Origin of the sequence: Pseudorhodobacter turbinis, assembly GCF_005234135.1 — a bacterium.
GTDB classification, from domain to species: domain Bacteria; phylum Pseudomonadota; class Alphaproteobacteria; order Rhodobacterales; family Rhodobacteraceae; genus Pseudorhodobacter; species Pseudorhodobacter turbinis.
The window spans coordinates 878,859-897,762 of the sequence record NZ_CP039964.1 but is presented as its reverse complement, the minus strand read 5'-3'; the positions used below and the strand labels follow the sequence as shown (position 1 = coordinate 897,762).

19 protein-coding genes and 2 pseudogenes are annotated in these 18,904 nt (G+C 58.1%); 9 read left to right on the top strand and 12 right to left on the bottom strand.

Translation table 11 applies throughout. The features are described from left to right. Nucleotides 1–101: 101 nt before the first annotated feature. The 8 genes and pseudogenes from tgt to iolC form a co-directional block, all read left to right on the top strand. Complete coding sequence (tgt, locus tag EOK75_RS04225) at nucleotides 102–1,232, top strand: tRNA guanosine(34) transglycosylase Tgt (protein ID WP_137192718.1); 1,131 nt, start codon at nucleotides 102–104, stop codon at nucleotides 1,230–1,232. Between the two features lie 15 nt (nucleotides 1,233–1,247). Continuing rightward, a complete protein-coding gene (gene ccmA / locus EOK75_RS04220) occupies nucleotides 1,248–1,880 on the top strand; it encodes a heme ABC exporter ATP-binding protein CcmA (RefSeq protein WP_137192717.1) in 633 nt (210 codons plus the stop codon). Next, on the top strand, nucleotides 1,877–2,533 hold the full coding sequence (ccmB, locus tag EOK75_RS04215; protein ID WP_137192716.1) for a heme exporter protein CcmB: 657 nt from the start codon (nucleotides 1,877–1,879) through the stop codon (nucleotides 2,531–2,533). Before ccmA ends, ccmB begins: the two co-directional genes overlap by 4 nt. Before the next feature lie 50 nt (nucleotides 2,534–2,583). Continuing rightward, entirely contained in the window at nucleotides 2,584–3,312 is a 729-nt protein-coding gene (locus EOK75_RS04210; protein WP_168199143.1) for a heme ABC transporter permease, read from the top strand. Beyond that, on the top strand, nucleotides 3,309–3,485 hold the full coding sequence (ccmD, locus tag EOK75_RS04205) for a heme exporter protein CcmD (protein WP_137192714.1): 177 nt from the start codon (nucleotides 3,309–3,311) through the stop codon (nucleotides 3,483–3,485). The genes EOK75_RS04210 and ccmD overlap by 4 nt, the downstream gene beginning before the upstream one ends. Beyond that, the gene (locus tag EOK75_RS04200) at nucleotides 3,478–4,005 is read left to right on the top strand and encodes a DsbE family thiol:disulfide interchange protein (RefSeq protein WP_137192713.1); all 528 of its coding nucleotides are present in this window, start codon (nucleotides 3,478–3,480) and stop codon (nucleotides 4,003–4,005) included. Before ccmD ends, EOK75_RS04200 begins: the two co-directional genes overlap by 8 nt. A 509-nt stretch (nucleotides 4,006–4,514) precedes the next feature. After that, nucleotides 4,515–4,790, top strand: coding sequence for a Gfo/Idh/MocA family oxidoreductase (locus tag EOK75_RS04195; protein ID WP_338053346.1), 276 nt, complete (start codon nucleotides 4,515–4,517; stop codon nucleotides 4,788–4,790). Then, a pseudogene (gene iolC, locus EOK75_RS04190) lies at nucleotides 4,772–6,548 on the top strand (5-dehydro-2-deoxygluconokinase); the annotation flags it as partial. The gene EOK75_RS04195 and the pseudogene iolC, both read left to right, overlap by 19 nt. Here iolC and EOK75_RS04185 read toward each other — a convergent pair. From EOK75_RS04185 to ugpB, 10 genes and pseudogenes are all read right to left on the bottom strand, one after another. Beyond that, a complete protein-coding gene (locus EOK75_RS04185; protein WP_168199142.1) occupies nucleotides 6,457–7,491 on the bottom strand; it encodes a metallophosphoesterase family protein in 1,035 nt (344 codons plus the stop codon). The pseudogene iolC and the gene EOK75_RS04185 sit on opposite strands and share 92 nt — an antisense overlap. A 36-nt stretch (nucleotides 7,492–7,527) precedes the next feature. After that, entirely contained in the window at nucleotides 7,528–8,139 is a 612-nt protein-coding gene (locus EOK75_RS04180; RefSeq protein WP_137192711.1) for a dual specificity protein phosphatase family protein, read from the bottom strand. Between the two features lie 17 nt (nucleotides 8,140–8,156). Beyond that, on the bottom strand, nucleotides 8,157–9,008 hold the full coding sequence (locus tag EOK75_RS04175; RefSeq protein WP_137192710.1) for an inositol monophosphatase family protein: 852 nt from the start codon (nucleotides 9,006–9,008) through the stop codon (nucleotides 8,157–8,159). A gap of 106 nt (nucleotides 9,009–9,114) precedes the next feature. Then, a pseudogene (locus EOK75_RS04170) lies at nucleotides 9,115–9,702 on the bottom strand (inositol monophosphatase family protein); the annotation flags it as partial. A gap of 578 nt (nucleotides 9,703–10,280) precedes the next feature. Next, complete coding sequence (locus EOK75_RS04165) at nucleotides 10,281–11,042, bottom strand: pseudouridine synthase (RefSeq protein ID WP_137192708.1); 762 nt, start codon at nucleotides 11,040–11,042, stop codon at nucleotides 10,281–10,283. Nucleotides 11,043–11,785: 743 nt separating this feature from the next. Further along, nucleotides 11,786–11,971 carry a hypothetical protein gene (locus tag EOK75_RS04160; RefSeq protein WP_137192707.1) on the bottom strand — a complete coding sequence of 62 codons (186 nt, stop codon included), beginning with the start codon at nucleotides 11,969–11,971 and terminating at the stop codon, nucleotides 11,786–11,788. A 28-nt stretch (nucleotides 11,972–11,999) separates the two neighbouring features. Further along, nucleotides 12,000–13,040 carry a sn-glycerol-3-phosphate ABC transporter ATP-binding protein UgpC gene (gene ugpC / locus EOK75_RS04155; RefSeq protein ID WP_137192706.1) on the bottom strand — a complete coding sequence of 347 codons (1,041 nt, stop codon included), beginning with the start codon at nucleotides 13,038–13,040 and terminating at the stop codon, nucleotides 12,000–12,002. Between the two features lies 1 nt (nucleotide 13,041). Further along, on the bottom strand, nucleotides 13,042–13,878 hold the full coding sequence (ugpE, locus tag EOK75_RS04150; protein ID WP_137194277.1) for a sn-glycerol-3-phosphate ABC transporter permease UgpE: 837 nt from the start codon (nucleotides 13,876–13,878) through the stop codon (nucleotides 13,042–13,044). 20 nt (nucleotides 13,879–13,898) lie between these two features. Next, nucleotides 13,899–14,780 (bottom strand): sn-glycerol-3-phosphate ABC transporter permease UgpA, encoded by an 882-nt coding sequence (gene ugpA / locus EOK75_RS04145; protein WP_137192705.1) that lies wholly within the window; start codon nucleotides 14,778–14,780, stop codon nucleotides 13,899–13,901. Between the two features lie 57 nt (nucleotides 14,781–14,837). Continuing rightward, complete coding sequence (ugpB, locus tag EOK75_RS04140) at nucleotides 14,838–16,151, bottom strand: sn-glycerol-3-phosphate ABC transporter substrate-binding protein UgpB (protein WP_137192704.1); 1,314 nt, start codon at nucleotides 16,149–16,151, stop codon at nucleotides 14,838–14,840. Nucleotides 16,152–16,342: 191 nt separating this feature from the next. Between ugpB and EOK75_RS04135 the strand changes: the two genes are divergently transcribed. Then, nucleotides 16,343–17,245, top strand: a complete 903-nt coding sequence (locus tag EOK75_RS04135) for a LysR substrate-binding domain-containing protein (RefSeq protein ID WP_137192703.1) — start codon at nucleotides 16,343–16,345, stop codon at nucleotides 17,243–17,245. 70 nt (nucleotides 17,246–17,315) lie between these two features. Here the strand turns inward: EOK75_RS04135 and EOK75_RS04130 are convergent, their stop codons facing one another. Both EOK75_RS04130 and EOK75_RS04125 read right to left on the bottom strand, forming a co-directional pair. Continuing rightward, nucleotides 17,316–17,978 (bottom strand): glutathione S-transferase family protein, encoded by a 663-nt coding sequence (locus EOK75_RS04130; protein ID WP_240794016.1) that lies wholly within the window; start codon nucleotides 17,976–17,978, stop codon nucleotides 17,316–17,318. A 28-nt stretch (nucleotides 17,979–18,006) separates the two neighbouring features. Continuing rightward, nucleotides 18,007–18,783, bottom strand: a complete 777-nt coding sequence (locus EOK75_RS04125) for a transporter substrate-binding domain-containing protein (RefSeq protein WP_137192702.1) — start codon at nucleotides 18,781–18,783, stop codon at nucleotides 18,007–18,009. Nucleotides 18,784–18,904: the final 121 nt, after the last annotated feature.

Genomic DNA, 18,904 nt, shown 5'->3' with positions numbered 1-18,904 from the left:
CTTTGCAAGGTATAGCGAGGGGGGATATTGGCTTGCAAGGGCAAGGCTTGGCTTTTGCTGCGCGGCGCGGCAAAAGGGGGCAAGAGTAACAGGGGCGGCGCATGACACAACGGTTCAGCTTTGAGGTAGAGGCCCGCGACGGGCGCGCGCGCAAGGGGGTTATTTCCACCCCGCGCGGGGAAATTCGCACGCCGGCCTTTATGCCTGTGGGCACGGCGGCCACGGTCAAGGCGATGATGCCGGAATCGGTGTGCGCGACGGGGGCCGATATCTTGCTGGGCAACACCTATCATTTGATGCTGCGCCCGACGGCGGAACGGATTGCGGGTCTGGGCGGGCTGCATAAATTCATGAACTGGGATCGGCCGATCCTGACCGATTCCGGCGGCTTTCAGGTGATGAGCCTTGCCAGCCTGCGCAAGCTGACCGAGGAAGGCGTGCGCTTTGCCAGCCATATCGACGGCTCCAAACATATGCTCAGCCCTGAGCGCAGTATGGAGATCCAGAAGCTGCTTGGGTCGGATATCGTGATGTGTTTCGATGAATGTCCGGCGCTGCCTGCAACGGATGCCGAGGTGGCGAAATCCATGGCGCTTTCGATGCGGTGGGCGCAGAGGTCGCGCGATGCCTTTGGTGACCGTCCGGGGCATGCGCTTTTCGGGATCCAGCAGGGCGGCGTGACAAAGGACTTGCGCGCCGAAAGCGCCGAGGCCCTGCGCGCCATTGAATTTGACGGCTATGCGGTTGGCGGTCTTGCGGTGGGTGAGGGGCAGGAGGCGATGTTTGGCGTGCTGGATTATGCGCCCGATATGCTGCCCGAGGATAAGCCGCGTTACCTGATGGGCGTGGGCAAGCCCGATGATATCGTCGGCGCTGTGGAGCGCGGGATCGATATGATGGACTGCGTTTTGCCCTCACGCTCGGGGCGCACGGGCCAGGGCTGGACGCGCCACGGTCAGGTGAATATGCGCAACGCTCGCCACAAGGATGACCCGCGCCCTCTGGATGAGGCCTGCGGCTGCCCGGCGTGTCGCAACTATTCGCGGGCCTATTTGCATCATGTGATCAAGGCCGATGAGATTATCGGTTCGATGCTGCTGACTTGGCATAACTTACATTACTATCAAGACCTTATGGCGGGTTTGCGAGACGCCATCTCAACTGGGGCATTGGCCGGTTTTGTTGCGGATTTCCATGCTAAGCGGGCCGGGGGCGACATTGAACAGCTCTGACACCGGAGGGGTGGGATGGACCTGCATGTAACCGATCTGGCCGTTGCCCGAGGTGGGCTGACGGTGCTGGAAGGGGTCGGGTTTTCCCTTTTGCCGGGGCGGGCCTTGGTGCTGCGCGGGCCGAATGGTATCGGTAAAACTACGCTGCTGCGCACCGTTGCGGGCTTGCAGCCTGCAGTGGCTGGCACTGTGTCGGTTGGGGGGGAGGCGATTGCCTATGCCGCCCATGCCGATGGGTTGAAAGCCACGCTGACGGTTACCGAAAACCTTGCCTTTTGGGCCGCGATCTATGGCACCGATCAGGTTGGACCTGCCTTGGAGCAGATGAACCTTGTCGATCTGCGTGACCGCCAAGCCGCGAATCTTTCGGCGGGGCAGAAACGGCGGCTGGGGTTGGCGCGGCTTTTGGTGACGGGGCGGCCGGTCTGGGTGTTGGATGAGCCGACTGTCTCGCTTGACGGGGCATCGGTTGCGCTGTTTGGCGATGTAATGCGCGGGCATCTGGCAAAGGGCGGATCGGCGCTGATCGCCACCCATATCGATCTGGGGCTAGAGGCCGATGTGCTGGAGCTTGGCCCCTACCGTGCCCAAATCGGTGCGGGCAACGGTGGTGCGTTCGATGCTGCCTTTGGTGAGGATTTCGCATGATCGCGCTTTTGATCCGGGATATGCGGCTGGCGATGCGGGCGGGGGGCGGCTTTGGCCTTGGGCTGGCGTTTTTCCTGCTGGTTGCGGTGCTGGTGCCGCTTGGCGTCGGGCCTGACAGCGCGACCTTGGCCAAAATCGCACCGGGGATCCTTTGGGTCGGCGCGCTTTTGGCCTGCTTGCTCAGCCTTGACCGGCTGTTCGCGCTGGATTTTGAGGATGGCTCTTTGGACCTTCTGGTTACGGCACCGATCCCGCTGGAGGGGGTGGTGGCGATCAAGGCGCTGGCGCATTGGGCAGTGACGGGCCTGCCGCTGACGCTGGTGGCGCCGGTTTTGGGTGTCTTGCTGAACCTGCCCGATACGGCGTTTGTCTGGCTTGTGGTATCGCTTTTGCTGGGCACGCCGGCGTTGTCGGTGATCGGGGCCTTTGGCGCGGCGCTGACGGTGGGGTTGAAACGTGGCGGGCTTTTGCTGTCGCTTCTGGTGCTGCCGCTTTATGTGCCCACGTTGATTTTCGGTGCCGAGGTTGTCAAACGCGGCGCCGAGGGCATGGCGACATCCACCCCGCTTGCCCTGCTGGCGGCCATTACGGCGGGGGCGGCCGCGCTGTTGCCTTTTGCCGCAGCCGCCGCAATTCGTATCAACCTTCGGTGAAGACTGTGATAAGCCTTGCCGTTGAAATTATGAGAGTCTAGCTAATCGCCATGTCACTTTGGGAATACGCAAATCCGCAGAAATTCATGCTGCTGTCGCGCAGGGTCTTGCCCTTTGTTGCGGTGGCCTCGATCGTATGCCTGATCGGGGGCTTGGGTTGGGGTTTTTTCGGCACGCCGGATGACTACAAGCAAGGCTCCACCGTCAAGATCATCTACCTGCATGTGCCTGCCGCAATGATGGCGATTAATGCGTGGGTGATGATGCTGGTGGCCTCGCTGGTCTGGCTGATCCGGCGGCATCATGTGTCGGCGCTGGCGGCCAAGGCGGCAGCACCCGTGGGGCTGGCCTTCACGCTGATCGCGCTGGCGACCGGCGCGCTTTGGGGGCAGCCGATGTGGGGCACGTGGTGGGCATGGGACCCGCGGCTGACCAGTTTTTTGATCCTCGCGTTGTTCTACCTAGGCTATATGGCGCTTTGGCAGGCCGTGGATGATCCCGATACCGCCGCCGATCTGACCGGTGTTTTATGCATCGTGGGGTCGGTCTTTGCGCTGCTGTCGCGCTATGCGGTGAATTTTTGGAACCAAGGCCTGCATCAGGGCGCGTCCCTGTCGCTGGATGAAAAAGAGAATGTGGCCGATGTGTTCTGGTTCCCGCTGCTGGTTTGCATCGCGGGGTTTGTATTACTGTTTCTGACGCTGGTTTTGTTGCGGACGCGCACCGAAATCCGGTCGCGGCGGTTAAGTGCGCTTTTGGCGCGGGAGCGGATGGGATGATACCGGATCTTGGAAAATATGCCGATGCGGTGCTTGGCTCTTATGCGGCATCCTTTGGTTTGATTGTGGCTTTGGTCGTATGGAGCCTGTGGCGCGGTGCCCGCGTCCGGCGCACACTTGCCGAGGTAGAGGCCCGTGCCGCAAAAGCCGCGGAAGGAAAACGCAATGTCTAGAATTTTGATGTTCTTGCCACCAGTCCTGTTTTTGGGGCTGGCGGCCCTGTTTGTGGTGGGCATGAACCGCGACGATCCCGATAATCTTCCTTCGGCGTTTACGGGCAAAATCGCGCCTGCAGTTACGGTTGCGAGTTTGGCAGATCACCCGCTTTTCACCGACGAAGACTTGCGTGCGCCGGGGGTGAAGCTGGTGAACTTCTGGGCAAGCTGGTGCGCGCCTTGCCGTGCCGAGCACCCGATGCTGGAGAAACTCTCTGATGAGGGGATTGCGATTTACGGCGTGAACTACAAGGACCGTGCCGAGGCCGCCGAGGGGTTTCTGGCTGAAATGGGCAACCCTTACCGCGCAATTGGCACCGATGAGCGTACCATGTCCATCGACTGGGGCATTACCGGTGTGCCTGAAACCTTCGTGATCAACGGTGAGGGGCGGATCATTCTGCGCTTTGCGGGGCCGATTACCGCAGCAGAGCTGGCGCGCAGCATCCGTCCGGCGATTGTCGAAGCCTCGAAGTGATTTGACCTTGGCCACAGATGTCCTGGGGCTGGTTAGGCGGGGCAAGAGGTGGTTCGCGAAAAGCGGCCGTTAAAACAGCCCCTGCATAAGGATCAGCAAGGATAGGCCAAAAATTGCAGGCACCCAAGGAAGGGGCTGGGCCGTTTGGTACCGTGACGGTGCCTTTTTTAAGCATTGGTCGATTTCACTGTGCGGGCTGGGGCCTGTAAAACGCATTTGCATGCCTTTCGTGGTATACATTGCATTTACCATGCCTAAAACTGGTTAAGGCTGCCCTAACGCCTGTGTTGTGTGTTGCAACTTTTTGGCTGAGGGGATTGAAAACTCCGTAAATCATTGGTTGTCGGCAGTTTTCTCGCCAGAAAGAAATACGGGCCTGTAGAAAGCTTCAATTGAACACGTGTGCAGTACCTGGCAGCTTAGCATAAAATTCCGGCTGATGGCCGTTGGTGAAGGATAATTTATGATCAGGGTTGGATTGCTGGGCGCAGGCCGGATAGGCAAGGTTCATGCGCATAACATTCAGGCGCATCCGAGGATGCGCGCTGATGGCTGTTGCCGATGTCAATGCCTCAGCCGCTGAGGAGCTTGCGGCGCAATACGGGGCAACAGTCAAATCTTTGGAGGGGGTCCTCAATGATCCGGCTATCGATGCAGTCTTGATCGCAACATCGACGGATACGCATTCGGATCTTATTGAACTTGCCAGTGCCGCGGGCAAAGCTGTTCTGTGCGAGAAGCCTGTGGATTTGTCATTGGGGCGGGCGTTGGCGACGAAAGCATAGGGCACTTTATCCGCGAACAACTGATCCGTGAGGGCGTCGCCGTGGACGGGGTAAAGACGGACCTGACCGGCTTACGGCCTTGGTTGTTCTTGGTATTCGCGATGAGGATCAGTTCCCGCTGATAATCTACCGCGAAAACTGTGCGGATATGGCGCTTTGCGAAGATGACATTGACGAGGCTTATATTGCAGAGACCCGCGCTGTCGTCGCAACAGGCACGCATCTGTCCAACCCGCGCACTGAGGCGGCCACTCTTAAGGCCCTGGAACTGGCCCGCAAGCATGGCGCGCGCACGGCGCTGGATATCAACTATCGCCCGACCCTTTGGGGGGTGGTCGGCCATGGCGAGGGCGAAAGCCGCTTTGTTGCAAGTGAAAAGGTGACGGCGAAACTCCTGTCGAGGATGCAGTATTTCGACCTGATTGTCGGCACTGAGGAAGAGTTTCATATTGCCGGTAGCAGCACGGATACCTTAACGGCGCTGACCCGCGTGCGTGAGAATACCGCCGCCGTACTGGTGTGCAAGCGTGGTGCTTTGGGCGCTGTGGCCTTTGATGGCGCGATCCCTGCCAGCCTTGATGACGGGCAGACAGGAAAAGGGTTCCCGATTGAGGTGTTTAATGTTCTGGGGGCTGGCGACGGCTTTTTCTCGGGCCTTTTGAAAGGCTGGATGGACGACCATAATTGGCCCACCGCGTTGAAATATGCCAATGCCTGCGGGGCTTTTGCCGTGTCGCGTCATGGCTGCACCCCTGCCTATCCAACCCTTGAGGAGCTGGAGTTTTTTTGGAGCGCGGCGTGGTGCAACCGGACTTGCGCAATGACCCCGCGCTAGAGCAAACCCATTGGTCAACCACACGCCACACCCGCACGGGCGGCGATTGGTCGGCGATGCATGTTTTCGCGTTTGACCACCGGATGCAGCTTGAAGAGATGCAGGGTTATAGCCTCGCCAAGGGCGGTACGTTCAAGGAATTATGCCTGCAAGCGGCGGTGAAAGTTCAAGACGGGCGTTCCGGCTATGGCATCCTGTGTGACAATCGTATCGGGCGGGCTGCATTGCACCGCGCGTCGGGCACAGGTCTGTGGATCGGGCGGCCGTGTGAATGGCCGGGATCACGCCCGCTGACGTTGGAGCCGGAGCTGGGCAGCGATTGCGGCGCTTTGGTTCAGTGGGCGCGTGAGAACGTCATCAAAGTACTTTGCTTTTGCCACCCCGATGATGCGCCGGACCAACGCGCGGCACAAGAAGCGACCGTCAAGCGGCTGTTCGAAGCTGGTCGCCGCAATGGGCTGGAGTTCCTGCTTGAGATCATTCCTTCCAAGGTTGGCACCGTGACGGATGAGACAAACGCCACCCTGATCCGCCAGTTTTATCAAGCTGGCATCTATCCCGATTGGTGGAAACTGGAGCCGATGGCAACCACGCAAGCTTGGGCTAATGCGGTGGCAGCAATTGAGGAACACGACCGCCACACGCGCGGAATCGTCGTGCTGGGGTTGGATGCACCAGAGGCCGAACTGGCGACAAGCTTTGCGATTGCCGCGCAGTTCGATCTGGTCAAAGGCTTTGCCGTAGGGCGCACAATCTTTGGTGAGGTGGCGCGTGGCTGGATGCGGGAGGAGATTGATGATGCGCAGCCTGTGGATGAAATGGCCAACCGCTTTACCCGCCTTTGTGAGATATGGGATAGCCGACAGTGGACGGGGTCGCGATGTTTGTCAGCGCGGGTGTGCCCGACGTGGCGAGGCGGGTAGCGCTGCGGTTCAGGTGCCAATGGCCACTGAAGTGAAGGCCGATCCCTGTTGCGGCGATCCGCGCGGCCATGCCCGCATCAGGCATCATCCGGCGTTTTCCGCCGGCGTCAACCTGGCCACTTGCACCATTCAGGACATCCAGCACCGGATAGTGCGAAAAGGTGATCAAACGTTTCCCAAGCTGCTCTGCCCGCGCGCTCACATCGGACATCCAGTCAAGCAGCCAGCTTTTGCGTTGCAAAACGGCGGCCCAACCTTCGGAGCTGCCATCGCGCCATCCGCTTTTGTTTGATGCCGGATCGGGCCAATAGACCGAGGCATCAATCGACAAAACCCAAAGCCCTGCGACGGGCTCTACAAGGTAGGAAAGGTCAGACACGGGTATCGTTCCCATGTCATCGGTGACGATGGCCCCCATGCGGGCCTCTAACGCCGGATCTGTGCCAAAGGGCGTTTCCCACAGAAGATCATCGAGGTGGGGCGCGAACCCGAAACCGGACGCATGTGGAAGCATCTGCCCATAGCTCAGGCGCTGCATCGCAGGTGTGGGGGCGTTTGCGTTGTCGGACGTGCTTGAAACGGTAAACACCGATCCATCTTTGGCCGAGAATTCCTTGGTTTGTGCAAGATCATCATTCACCCATTGGTCGTGATTTCCTGGTGTCAGGAAAAACCGCATGTCGGCGCGCGCCTCGTAATCACGCAAGATCGTGGCGGCGGCTTCCCAGTTCGGGGTTTGCCCGTCATCCGTCATATCCCCGAGGATCAGCACCAGCGTGATCCCTTTGGCCTGCACCTCATCCAATGCGGCGCGCAGGGCGGGTTCGCTTTCGTTAAAGACGCGTGTCGAATGTAATGTCTCGTTCAGGCTGCGGAGCATGAGTTGACCGGGGCGGCCATAGGCGGCCCCGGCTCTCAAGAGCGTGCAGATGCGGGTCTGCAAGTATCCCGATCCGTCATTCTCATGCGGTGGCAGTAGTCACTTTGTGCCCTCAACCGGGTCTGTTACGCGCATTTGGGGCGCGTCATGGCCAATCATATCAATCCACCTTGAGGCCTGTCGAGCCGCGTCGACCAGAACGGGCTTGGGCGCTTCGAACCATTCATCGGGGCGAAGTTCGCGCTTGATCTGAACATGTTGGATTGCGGCGTCCAGTGTCGGATAGGTTTCCGGCATTGCGCGGTGCAAGAACAACGCGCCAAGCGAGACCGATCTTGACCGCCCGCCACGGCAGTTCAACAGCACATTGCCTTTGGCGCGGTGCGGGTAGCTTGGCCGGTCGGGAAGCTCCTGCACCAAGGCGCTGCGCAGAATGTAATAACCGGCAACAAGGCCGATCTTGTAGTATCGCAAGGAACCTTGGCCAAAGGTCACGGCCCCTTCGGCGGCCCCTGTCAGGTCACGGCCTTCATCCGGCACAAGGTTGAAGTCGAGGTTGACCGCGCAATTGACAACCGTGGTAATGCCGTGTTCGCGCAAAAGGGCCATATCGGACGCGCCATCACGGCCCCCGATATAGAGCGAGACACCATAAGTGGTGACGTCTTTCTCGATCAGGCTGATCGGGGGGCGTTCATATCTGGGGGACATTTGGTCGTCTCCTGTGTTCAGACGGCGCGTTTGCGCAGGGCATCGGCGTTTGCAAGCGGGATATCAGAGATCGCGCTCAATTGGGTCGCAAAGGCAGGGGTGGAGGACAGGACGGGCGCGCCTTCGGAAAGGGCGTTCGCGGCCCCAAGAAAATCGCAGGTGACGCCGCCGGCTTCTTGGACAAGAAGAAGACCCGCAAGGAAATCCCAAGAATTCATGTGCAATTCCAGATAGCCGTCGGACCGCCCATCCGCCACATAGGCCAGCCCTAGCGCACCGGACGCTGCGCGCCGCACATTCGCGCCTGCATCCAGCATTCCCGTCAGCACAGAGAGGTATTGGCTTTGCGGCATACGATTGGACCAACCCAGCTCAATACAAGCTGCCTCAGAATTGTCGGTTGCAGCGGTGCTGATCGGCAAGCCGTTGCGGGTGGCCCCTGCGCCGCGTCGTGCAAAGTAAAGCTCGTCCATCGGGGGTGCGCCGATCACGCCGATTTCGATCACCCCGTCGACGACAAAAGCGATAGAGATACAGAAATGCAGAATGCCACGGGCGAAATTGGCAGTCCCGTCGATTGGATCGACAACCCAGACGTGGCCTGATGTGACCGTTCCTCCGGTTTCTTCGCCCAGAAAGTCATCCTCGGAAAATGCCTCTTTCAGGCGTGCGCGCAGATGCGCCTCTACGGCGCCATCGGTTTCGGTCAGGAAATCCTGCGGGCCTTTGCGGCCAACTTGTGCGCCTTGACGGCATTGGCGCTCATACCCTTCCAAGGCCAGCTTGCCTGCGCTTAGGGCGATCTCTTTGCAAAAATCGGCACGGCGGGCGAGCGCTTCGGGGGTCAGCGGAAGCGGTTGGTTCGACATAGGCTCCGTCCTTCAATAGGGCCTGCGCCATGCGCTATTGCGCACGATTGCAAGGCTTTCAATCCCGCTACAGGGGACAAATTGCGAGGTGTGTAGTTCTTCAGATCTACCGCGGAATGCTGCGTTGGGCGTCTATTTCGGCGCAAACCGCCTCTAGGGTGGGGTAGGCTGCCTGGGCGCCATGTGCACGGTATCCGGGGCAGGTGTAATCGGGTGCATCATCTGGAACACGTCCAAGCCGTAGCGGGTGGTATACCCCGCCTGCACGCCGCAAGATCAAGATTGCTGCTGTGACATCCCAGGCGTTTACGCCGAAACCTGCTGCCGCATCTGTCCAGCCTGCCGCCACATGGCACAGCGTCAGCGCGGCACTTCCCGGGCGGCGCAGCGTGGCAAAGGCCTCGGTTAGAGGGCTGAAACGCTCTAGCGCAACATCCCGCCCATCAAGACGGAAATCCCGCGCAACAGGATGTCCGGTGATCAGAGCTGCGCGGGCCTCATCCACAGCGCTTGTCGCGGTGAGGTGCCGATCGTTGCACCATGCGCCCTCGGCCCAGAACATCTGATCGCTCATCGGGTCGTAAATCGCGCCGGCAATAATTTCACCGTCGATCACGGCCCCGATCGAGACGCACCAGAATGCCAGCCCGACGGCAAAGTTCGAGATGCCGTCAATCGGGTCCACGAACCAAAGCCGAGAGCGACTTCTCCTTGCCGTTCAGCATGACGCCGGTGGCTTTCTCGGTGCCCGCAGTGGCCGCACGTATCGTGTCTGATATTGCCTGTCCCAGGGCCTTGTCGCAAAGCGGGTCAGCGCATGCGGCATCCCGTGCTGTATTGAAAAGAGTATCGGGTTGTCGGCACGGTCCAGCGTCTCACCGTCCATGCTGTAGGTCAGGATTACATCGAACCTCTCGAAATTGCTGGTGGGGATATCCAGCGTATAGTCGTTCAGCGCCTATACCGTAACCAGATCACCGTGGGCGTCGATCCCGGCCAGAAAATCCCGAAGCAGAACCCCCGTGAATATCATGTATCCCGTCGGTTACGATTGTCGATGTTTCGACCGGCGTCGCGGGCAGGGCGTGCAGATCCGCAATATCGAAAGCCACCGGAGCATTTTCCACTTTGCCGATTACATATAGAACATGTGTCTGCTCGCTCGCGGCCAAGGGCTGCGTTAGAAACGCGGGCAATCCGATGTGCGGCTGAATGGGCAGGAAATCCCGTTTACGAAAGCGGCGGCGTGGCGCGCGTTTGGCCGCAGGTCACCTACTCCGTGCGTGCGCTGCCACCGACATGCTGAAAGATCAGGTCGATTTGCGCCTCGCCCAACAATTCCCACTGGCCGGGAGGCATGTTTTCCGCCAGTGAAAGCCCGCCTAGACGTTCGCGGTGCAGGTCCTCAACGTGGTTGCCGGTGGCTGCAAACATGCGCCGCACCTGATGATACCGTCCTTCGGTAACATGAACCAAAACCTCGGTTTCCGAAACAACCTCCAGCTCGGCGGGGGCCAGCGGCTTTGTCTCGTGGTTCAGCATCAACTGACCCGAGGCAAACAGCGCGCCTTCCGTTCCGTCAAGCGGGCGGGCCAGCTTGGCGCGATAGGTTTTCTTGATGCAATGTTTGGGGCTGATGATACGGTGCAAAAGGTCGCCATCATCAGTCAGCAGCAAAAGGCCGGACGTCTGTTTGTCCAACCTGCCGACGGTCGAGATTGCCGGAGTGCGCCGCCGCCAGCGCTCGGGGAGGAGGTCATAGACCAATGCGCCGTCCTCTTTGTGTGAACATGTGATTCCCAAAGGCTTGTTCAAAAGGATAACCATGCCCGCGACGGGATCGAGCGCCTTGCCGTTGATTTCCATTCGACCTGTTAGATCCGACGTTAGGGGGATGCGTTTGGTCACGTCTCGTATTTCGGCAGCATCCAGAGTGATGCCCCCGGCCTTGGCCATTTGCTTGATTTCGTTACGAGAGCCATACCCCATGGATGACAGGAGCTTATCGACGCGGGTGGTTGGTGCCTTGGCCATTGTGTTCTTGTTTCTGCGCGGTTGGGCAAAGAAAAGCGAACCCGCCTGTGTATCCCATGAGGCTGAAAGAGAGTTTTTCTTTGCGTTTTAACTGATGAGGTGGTCGTGGCGACAGTAGACAGAACAATTCTGTAGCATGCTTCCTTGGAATGCCCACTCGGGTGGTTAGGTTTGATTGATAATGCATGGAAGGCCTCTGGTCTATCGGGATCATGCTCTCTGGCGGGGGGGTAACCAAAGCAGAGGGTTCGAATGGGCAAGGGATGTTAGGTATCGGTCTGATGTGATCGCAGGATGATTTTGGCGCGGTCAGGGGATGTGGTTTCGAAAAACAGTGCCCCCTCAAAAGCTTGGGTTATTGTGAACAAGCTTGGCTGCAAGAAACTGGCTGTGGGGCCCGTTTCATCCTCGTCTTGAGCTTGTCGGGCGGCCTTGGGCGGCTGCAGATGTTTCCGCCTCGACATAGATTGGCAATGCCCCCGACATTTTTTGGTTGAGGTTCGGACACCGGCGTATTGGGTTTAGGCCGACGTAGCCGATCCATGGTGACGTTTGCAGGGCCGGCGCAGAGCGAGGCAGTGCTGACCTTTGAGGGAGCGGCGCGCAACCCGCAAGCACGCATCAAACCGGCACCGTCTTGCGCACCCCCGCAAACCGCGCCCCTCGCTCTCGCCATTTGGCGACTTGCTTAACCGGCATGGCTCCGTCGGGTTCGAACGTCCCCGCGCGGTGATAGCGGTGTTTTAGCCGTTCTGTTGGCCCATGTACCAAGGTTCAGACCTGTTAGAACATAGGCCGACGACAATACCCGCAAGCTGGATATTCGTGATCAGACTGTCTGCGGCACCCTTCGAGGTTTCCGGTTCCTTCATCATCTCGATCTCAAAGCCGACAAGAGGGCCCAGAAACTTTAGGTTGTTTACATCCACAACTCAGCCCCATGGATGCTGACGTCAGCTACTCGACCCGCCTGCCATCCGTATCAAATAAGTGCAGGTTGCTTGGGTTAGCGTTTAGGCGCAAAATCTGGCCCCTGCCATCGGTCCGATGCACGCCTGCAATGCTGGCGGTAAAGGCAATATCGGTGCCGTCCAGCTTGCCATGGAGCAAGGTGTTGGCGCCCAAGGGTTCCGCGAGATGCACGGCCAGCGCCAATGGCCCATCGGCATCCGGAACGACATGTTCGGGCCGCAAGCCAAGCTTTACCGGACCATCGGCAGCCTGAACGGCAAACGCCCCGTCCAGCACGCGCTCCGCGCGAACTTCGGTGTCCAGTATGTTCATCGACGGGCTGCCGATGAACTGCGCGGCAAACAGGGTTTGCGGGTGTTCATACACATCCAGCGGCGTGCCAATCTGTTCTGCGACGCCTGCGTTCATAACGATCATTCGGTCGGCCATCGTCATGGCTTCGACCTGATCATGCGTAACATATAGCGCGGTTACGCCCAGCTTCGCCTGCAGCTCTTTGATTTCAAGCCGCATTTGTACCCGCAGCTTGGCATCCAAATTCGACAACGGTTCATCAAACAAGAACACCGCCGGTTCGCGGACAATGGCGCGGCCCATTGCCACGCGCTGGCGTTGCCCGCCCGAAAGCTCGCGCGGGCGGCGTTCCAGCAGTGCCGAAAGCTGCAACAGATCGGCGGCCTCGCGCACTTTGCGGTCAACCTCGGTCTTGGGGAGGCCCGCGATTTTCAGCCCGTATCCCATGTTTTGGGCCACCGACATATGCGGGTAGAGCGCATAATTCTGGAACACCATCGCGATGTCGCGCTCCATCGGTTCCTTTTCATTGGCACGCGTCCCGCCAATCCGCACTTCGCCCTCCGAGATGGTTTCCAGCCCCGCGACCATCCGCAGCAGTGTGGATTTCCCGCAACCCGACGGCCCGACGATCACGATAAACTCGCCGTCCGCGATATCGACGCTGACGCCCTTGATCACCTCGGTCTTGCCAAAGCGTTTCTTCACATTGTCGAGTTCAACAGTTGCCATCTTATTTCTCGCTGTCCACAAGCCCGCGGATAAATAGTTTTTGCATTGATACGACCACAAAAATCGGCGGAAGCATCGCCAGAATCGAGGTCGCCATGATCACCGGCCAATCAGCCAAATCATCACCCGAGGGGAACATTTGCTTGATGCCCATGACGACGGTGTTCATCTCGGGTTTGGTGGTCACCAGCAGGGGCCAAAGATATTGGTTCCAGCCATAGATGAACAAAATCACGAATAGCGCGGCGATGTTTGTCCGGCTCATCGGCAGGATGATATCCCAGAAAAACCGCATAGGGCTGGCGCCATCGACGCGCGCGGCTTCGGCCAATTCATCGGGTACGGTCAAGTAAAACTGCCGGAAGAGAAAGGTCGCCGTGGCGCTGGCGATCAAGGGAAAGATCAGGCCGGAATAGCTGTTCAGCATCCCGAAACTTGCGACCACCTCATAGGTTGGGACGATCCGCACCTCCACCGGCAGCATTAGGGTCAGAAAAATCAGCCAGAAAAACATGTTCCGCCCCGGAAAGCGGAAATAGACAATCGCAAAGGCGGACAGCAAAGATATCACAATCTTGCCGACCGCAATCCCGATTGCCATGATCAAGCTGTTAAACAGCATCGTACCGACCGGCACATTGACGCCTGAAAACAAAGCCTTGCCATAGTTTTCAAGGAAATGGCCACCGGGCAGCAGGGGCAAAGGCGGGGTCACGATATCGGCTTGCGTCACGGTTGACGCAACAAAGGCCAACCAGATCGGAAAAAACACGACCATCACGCCAAAAATCATAAACACATGCGTCAGCCACAATCCAGCGCCGCGCCGCTCTACCATGCCTGTGGGTTCATCGGCCATCAGTAGTGCACCCTTTTTTCCAAGAATTTAAACTGCACCACAGTCAGCGCACCAACCACCACCAACAGGACCACAGATTGCGCGGCCGAGGAGCCGAGGTCCTGGCCAACAAACCCGTCCGAGAACACTTTATAGACCAGAATGGTCGTCGATTGCTGTGGCCCGCCACCGGTGATGGTATGAATGACGCCGAATGTTTCAAAGAATGCATAGACGACATTCACAACCAGCAAGAAAAACGTCGTGGGAGAGATCAGCGGCAAGACCATAGTGAAAAATCGCCGCCAGAAACGCGCACCGTCAATTGCCGCCGCCTCGATCACCGATTTGGGAACGGCCTGCAGTGCAGCAAAAAAGAACAAAAAGTTATAACTGATACGGCCCCAGCTTGACGCAACGACAACCAGCCCCATCGCCTCGGCTCCGTTCAGAACATGGTTCCAGTCATAGCCCAGCTTGCCCAGATACCACGCGACAATCCCGATCCGCGTGTTAAACATGAACAACCACAACACCCCCGCAATCGCCGGTGCAATCGCATATGGCCAGATCAGCAGCGTCCGGTAGGTTCCGGCACCTTTGACCAAACGGTCGGCCATCACAGCCAGGAATAGGGCAGGGACCATGGAGCAGACTGTTACAAGCAGTGAAAATACCGCCGTTGTCACAAAAGATGCGCGGTAATGGCTATTGCCGAATAAATACTCAAAATTACCAAGGCCGACGAAGCGTGTCGAAAGCCCGAACGGATCGGGGATAAACATCGATTGCCAAATGGCCTGGCCTGCGGGGTAAAAGAAAAACACCGCCGATACCAAAACCTGCGGCATGATCAGCAGGAATGGCAGCAGCCAACCCTTGAACGTTACGCGTTTTTCCATGGTTCCCCCAAAAATGATATCAGGCGAGGGCAGCGCACCCCCGCCTGATATTAGGCCTTAGCGGCTTGCAGCTTCAAAGCGGCGCAGCAGCTCATTCCCGCGCGAAACGGCGCTGTCCAATGCGGTTTGTGCATCTTTGTCACCGACCCAAACGGCCTCCAGCTCTTCATCGATAACCGTGCGGATTTGGTCAAAATTGCCCAAACGGATACCTTTGGAATTGGCGGTCGGGGTGTTCTTGGTCATCTGGATCACAGCAATATCTGTGCCCGGATTGGCCTCGTAGAACCCGGCTTCGCGTGTGGCTTCGCCCGCGGCAACCGTGATTGGCAGATAGCCTGTATCTTGGTGCCATTGCGCCTGAACCGGGGTAGAGGACAGGTAGTTCAAGAAATCAGCCACACCTTTGTAATGGGCCTCATCTTTACCTTCCATAACCCACAGCGAGGCCCCACCGATAATGGTGTTCAACGGCGCATCAGCAACCCCTTCCCAATAAGGCAAAGGCCGGACATCAAAAGAAAATTTCGCTTCGGATTTGATACCCGCATAACCAGCCGAGCTTTCTGTGAACAGCGCACATTCGCCAGCACGGAAGTTTGCGCCGCCCTCATTGCGACGGCCGGCATAGATGAATTTACCATCCTTGGCCCAGTCACCCAGCGTCTGGATATGCTTTACCTGCAACGGGCTGTTGAAGGCCAGTTCGGTATCCAAGCCCGCAAAGCCGTTGTCTTGGGTGGCGAACGGGGTGTTGTGATAGGCTGACAGGTTTTCCAGCTGGATCCAGCTTTGCCAAGCGGTCGTCAGCGGACAAGTGCTGCCCGATGCCTTGAGCGTTTCCAGAACAGGCCCGATTTTATCCCATGTGGACAGGTCCGTATCGGCATCAATCCCCGCAGCCGTTAGCGCGTCACGGTTCACCCATAAAACCGGCGTGGAGGAGTTGAACGGCAGCGACAGCATTTGACCGTTTGTATCCGTGTAATAGCCCTTTACCGCGCCGACATAGGCGTCTTGGTCAAAGGTGGCACCTGCATCTGCCATCACTTGGAACACTGGTTTTACCGCACCTTTGGCCGCCATCATCGTGGCTGTACCGACCTCGAACACCATCAAGATATCGGGTTGCTCACCCGCACGGAACGCGGCGATACCGGCGTTCAGCGTTTCGGAATAGTTGCCTTTGTTGGTTGCCACGACGGTATAATCGCTTTGCCCCGCATTAAACGCTGCGACTTGCGCATCTACCAATTCGCCCAGACGGCCCGTAAAGGCATGCCAGAACTGAACTTCGGTTTGCGCGCTCGCGACCAGCGGCGACAAGATCGTGGTTCCGGCGATCATCGCGCCGATTGCAAAAGTTTTCATTGCTTCCCCCATGTATTTTAAACCCCAAGCTTGGGGCCAATGTAGCATGAGCCAATGCCAAGTCATTCGGCATCGCTCCTCCCGATTTCTAACGATACTCTGTGAAAGAAATAAGACAATAGTATTTTTTTTAGAGATGACATAACAAGATATTATGCTTGTTTGGAAAACCACTCCGAAATGGAAGCGCTATGTCGCCACGCCTTCAACTCCGCCAACTCGAAGCTTTGGCCACGGTCGCTGAACACGGCTCTATGACCCGCGCCGCCCATGAGCTGGGGGTGTCGCAACCGGCGGTGAGCAGGCTTATCTCTGACCTCTCTGCCGAAGTGGGCTTTCAGTTGTTTGACCGTCGCGAAGGTCGGCTGGTTCCCACCCAAGAGGCGCGCTTTTTACTGCCCGATATCCGTCGTATGATGGAAATGATGGCCCAGTTGGCAGATGCCAGCCAGAATATAAAAACGCAAAAGGCAGGCCACCTGCGCATCGCTTGTTTGCCGGGGTTCGCAACCAGCCATCTGCCCGAGGTTGTCGCGAATTTTCTGGCCGAACGTCCCGGCGTCACTGTAACAATAGAGCCTGACCGCCCCGAGCGTATTCTGGAATGGATTATCGGGGAGCAATATGATTGCGGTATCACCGACGGGTTTGAGGGGCATCCGGCAGTCGAAAGCGAAACGGTTTTGGTCCGATCGGTCTGTGTGTTCCCGGATGGCCATCCTTTTGCGGCAAAAGCCATCATCACACCCGCCGATCTGGCCGAGGAACGCCTGATCCATACACGCCGTGACAGTGCTTTTTTCCGGGCGCTAAGCGATGCTTTCTTTGCCGAGGGTATCAAGATGAATCCCGTCGTCGAAGTCCGCCAGTTCACCGCCGCCTGCGAGCTGGTTATTCGCGGTGTCGGTCTTTCGGTCATTTCCGAGATTGACGCTGTGGGCTATGCCAAACGCGGCCTAAGCTTTCGCCCTTTTTCACCGGCCCTGCCGCATAAACTCTCGCTCGTGCGGCCAATCCACAAACATCCGTCGATGATTACACTCGAATTCATGTATCTCTTTCGCGAGAGCTTGCGTGTGTTTGAGCAAGATTAGAACATGGTAAGGCAGGCTGATGCGGGGGGCGCGATCAAACTGTGATAAGGGGCGCTTATTTGACGTCGCGCTATGCCCTGCGAAGGGCTTGCTTTTCGGCAACCCATTCGCCCGCATGCCGGGAATAGTCCGCCATTTCTGCCGCAACGGCGGGAACTTCCTGTAGCCGCGCCCGGTACGCGACCACGGGGGCAGGCCAAACCAATGTTTGCCCGGTGTCCTGTGTCAGCAGGTCGATCCACAGAAACGTCGGTGCAAAGCCGCAGTCACCGAGGCCGAAGGGCAGCGGTTGCGTCAGCAAGACCACAAGCTGCTCCAGCCGCTTTGCAATCGCGGCAACTGCCTGTGCGGCGGCTTCCGGGTTTGGCGTGGTGACAAGCGGGAAGAGGGCGCGCACGGCGGGTTCCAACCGTGTGTCGTGAAACCGGGCGCGTTCGCGCATCCTTGCACGCGCGGTGATATCGGCCGACAGCAAGGGCGGTGCGGGGAAGGCCTCATCGATGTATTCGGCGATTGCCTCACTATCACTCAGGGCGAAATCATCCCGTGTGATCGCAGGCAGATTGCCAAAAGGTGAGGCGCTGGCAAAACCATCGGGGTCGTCGGCGGGCGTATGCTCTTGCCAGGTCAACCCCTTGGCGCGCAGCAAGATCCGCGTTTTGGCGCAATAAAGGCTGTGTGGTACGGAATAAAGCGTCAGCATGCGGCCTCCGGTCATGGGAAAAAGGGGCACCTGAGCGCCCCCTATTCGCAGTGCGCGATCAGTTGGAAAGCTGCCACTTCTCGGCCAGCGCGTCGAACAGGCCTGCGTCCTTTTGCAAGGTGATCCAGGTGTTGACGTAGTTGATCCAAACCTGATCATCCTGTTTCATAAGCATGGCAACCGGTGTTTTTGCCCGTGGCGCTGAAACCGGAACGATCATCAACTGGGGATATTGCGCGATCAGCTTGTTCGCTTCGACGTTCGAGGTGATATGCGCGGTCGCACGCCCCGACAGGACCTCTTGGAAATCGCGGGCCGGTGCCTCGACAATTTTGTAGCTGGCGTTTGGGAAGAACTCTTTGACCTGCGTTTCCTGCGTCGTGCCAAGTGTCGCCGCAACGGTCACCTCTGGATTATCAAGATCGGCCCAGTCCTTATACAGATCGGCATCTTTCTTGTTGATCAGCGGCACGGTGGCAAGGCTGAAATAGCTGTCGGAATATCCCGCCGCTTTGGCCCGTGCCGGGCTGATCGAGGCCGAACCCGTGATGTGGTAGGTGCCCGCGGTCACACCGGCCACAAGTGTTTTCCAATCGGTCGGCACAAATTCAACCGTGACGCCCAGATCTGTGGCGAGGGCGGTCATGACGTCGATATCATAGCCGGTATAGGTGTTGGTTGCGATGTCCTTCATTGTCATCGGGTTCCAGTCGCCTGTTGTCCCGACCTTCAACACGCCAGATGACAGGATCTCGTTCAGGGCGGATTGCGCGCTTGCCGCAAGCGGCGCGGTGATGAGCGTTGCTGCCACCAGGACCGTTTTCAGAAAAGTCATAATAATATCCCCAAGGGTTCTTTTGTTGGCATAACAACGAACCTTGCCGTTGTCGGGTTGCAATGTAAGGCTATCTAGGGCTTTTTGCCGCAGATCAAGCGCGAGAGGCGCGAGGAAAGGT

What these genes read in the sequence shown, in the direction of transcription:
- tgt (WP_137192718.1), top strand. Translation starts at nt 102, where the DNA reads ATGACACAACGGTTCAGCTTTGAGGTAGAGGCCCGCGACGGGCGCGCG.
- ccmA (WP_137192717.1), top strand. Translation starts at nt 1,248, where the DNA reads ATGGACCTGCATGTAACCGATCTGGCCGTTGCCCGAGGTGGGCTGACG.
- ccmB (WP_137192716.1), top strand. Translation starts at nt 1,877, where the DNA reads ATGATCGCGCTTTTGATCCGGGATATGCGGCTGGCGATGCGGGCGGGG.
- EOK75_RS04210 (WP_168199143.1), top strand. Translation starts at nt 2,584, where the DNA reads ATGTCACTTTGGGAATACGCAAATCCGCAGAAATTCATGCTGCTGTCG.
- ccmD (WP_137192714.1), top strand. Translation starts at nt 3,309, where the DNA reads ATGATACCGGATCTTGGAAAATATGCCGATGCGGTGCTTGGCTCTTAT.
- EOK75_RS04200 (WP_137192713.1), top strand. Translation starts at nt 3,478, where the DNA reads ATGTCTAGAATTTTGATGTTCTTGCCACCAGTCCTGTTTTTGGGGCTG.
- EOK75_RS04195 (WP_338053346.1), top strand. Translation starts at nt 4,515, where the DNA reads ATGCGCATAACATTCAGGCGCATCCGAGGATGCGCGCTGATGGCTGTT.
- EOK75_RS04180 (WP_137192711.1), bottom strand. Translation starts at nt 8,139, where the DNA reads ATGTCCCCCAGATATGAACGCCCCCCGATCAGCCTGATCGAGAAAGAC.
- EOK75_RS04175 (WP_137192710.1), bottom strand. Translation starts at nt 9,008, where the DNA reads ATGTCGAACCAACCGCTTCCGCTGACCCCCGAAGCGCTCGCCCGCCGT.
- EOK75_RS04165 (WP_137192708.1), bottom strand. Translation starts at nt 11,042, where the DNA reads ATGGCCAAGGCACCAACCACCCGCGTCGATAAGCTCCTGTCATCCATG.
- ugpC (WP_137192706.1), bottom strand. Translation starts at nt 13,040, where the DNA reads ATGGCAACTGTTGAACTCGACAATGTGAAGAAACGCTTTGGCAAGACC.
- ugpE (WP_137194277.1), bottom strand. Translation starts at nt 13,878, where the DNA reads ATGGTAGAGCGGCGCGGCGCTGGATTGTGGCTGACGCATGTGTTTATG.
- ugpA (WP_137192705.1), bottom strand. Translation starts at nt 14,780, where the DNA reads ATGGAAAAACGCGTAACGTTCAAGGGTTGGCTGCTGCCATTCCTGCTG.
- ugpB (WP_137192704.1), bottom strand. Translation starts at nt 16,151, where the DNA reads ATGAAAACTTTTGCAATCGGCGCGATGATCGCCGGAACCACGATCTTG.
- EOK75_RS04135 (WP_137192703.1), top strand. Translation starts at nt 16,343, where the DNA reads ATGTCGCCACGCCTTCAACTCCGCCAACTCGAAGCTTTGGCCACGGTC.
- EOK75_RS04125 (WP_137192702.1), bottom strand. Translation starts at nt 18,783, where the DNA reads ATGACTTTTCTGAAAACGGTCCTGGTGGCAGCAACGCTCATCACCGCG.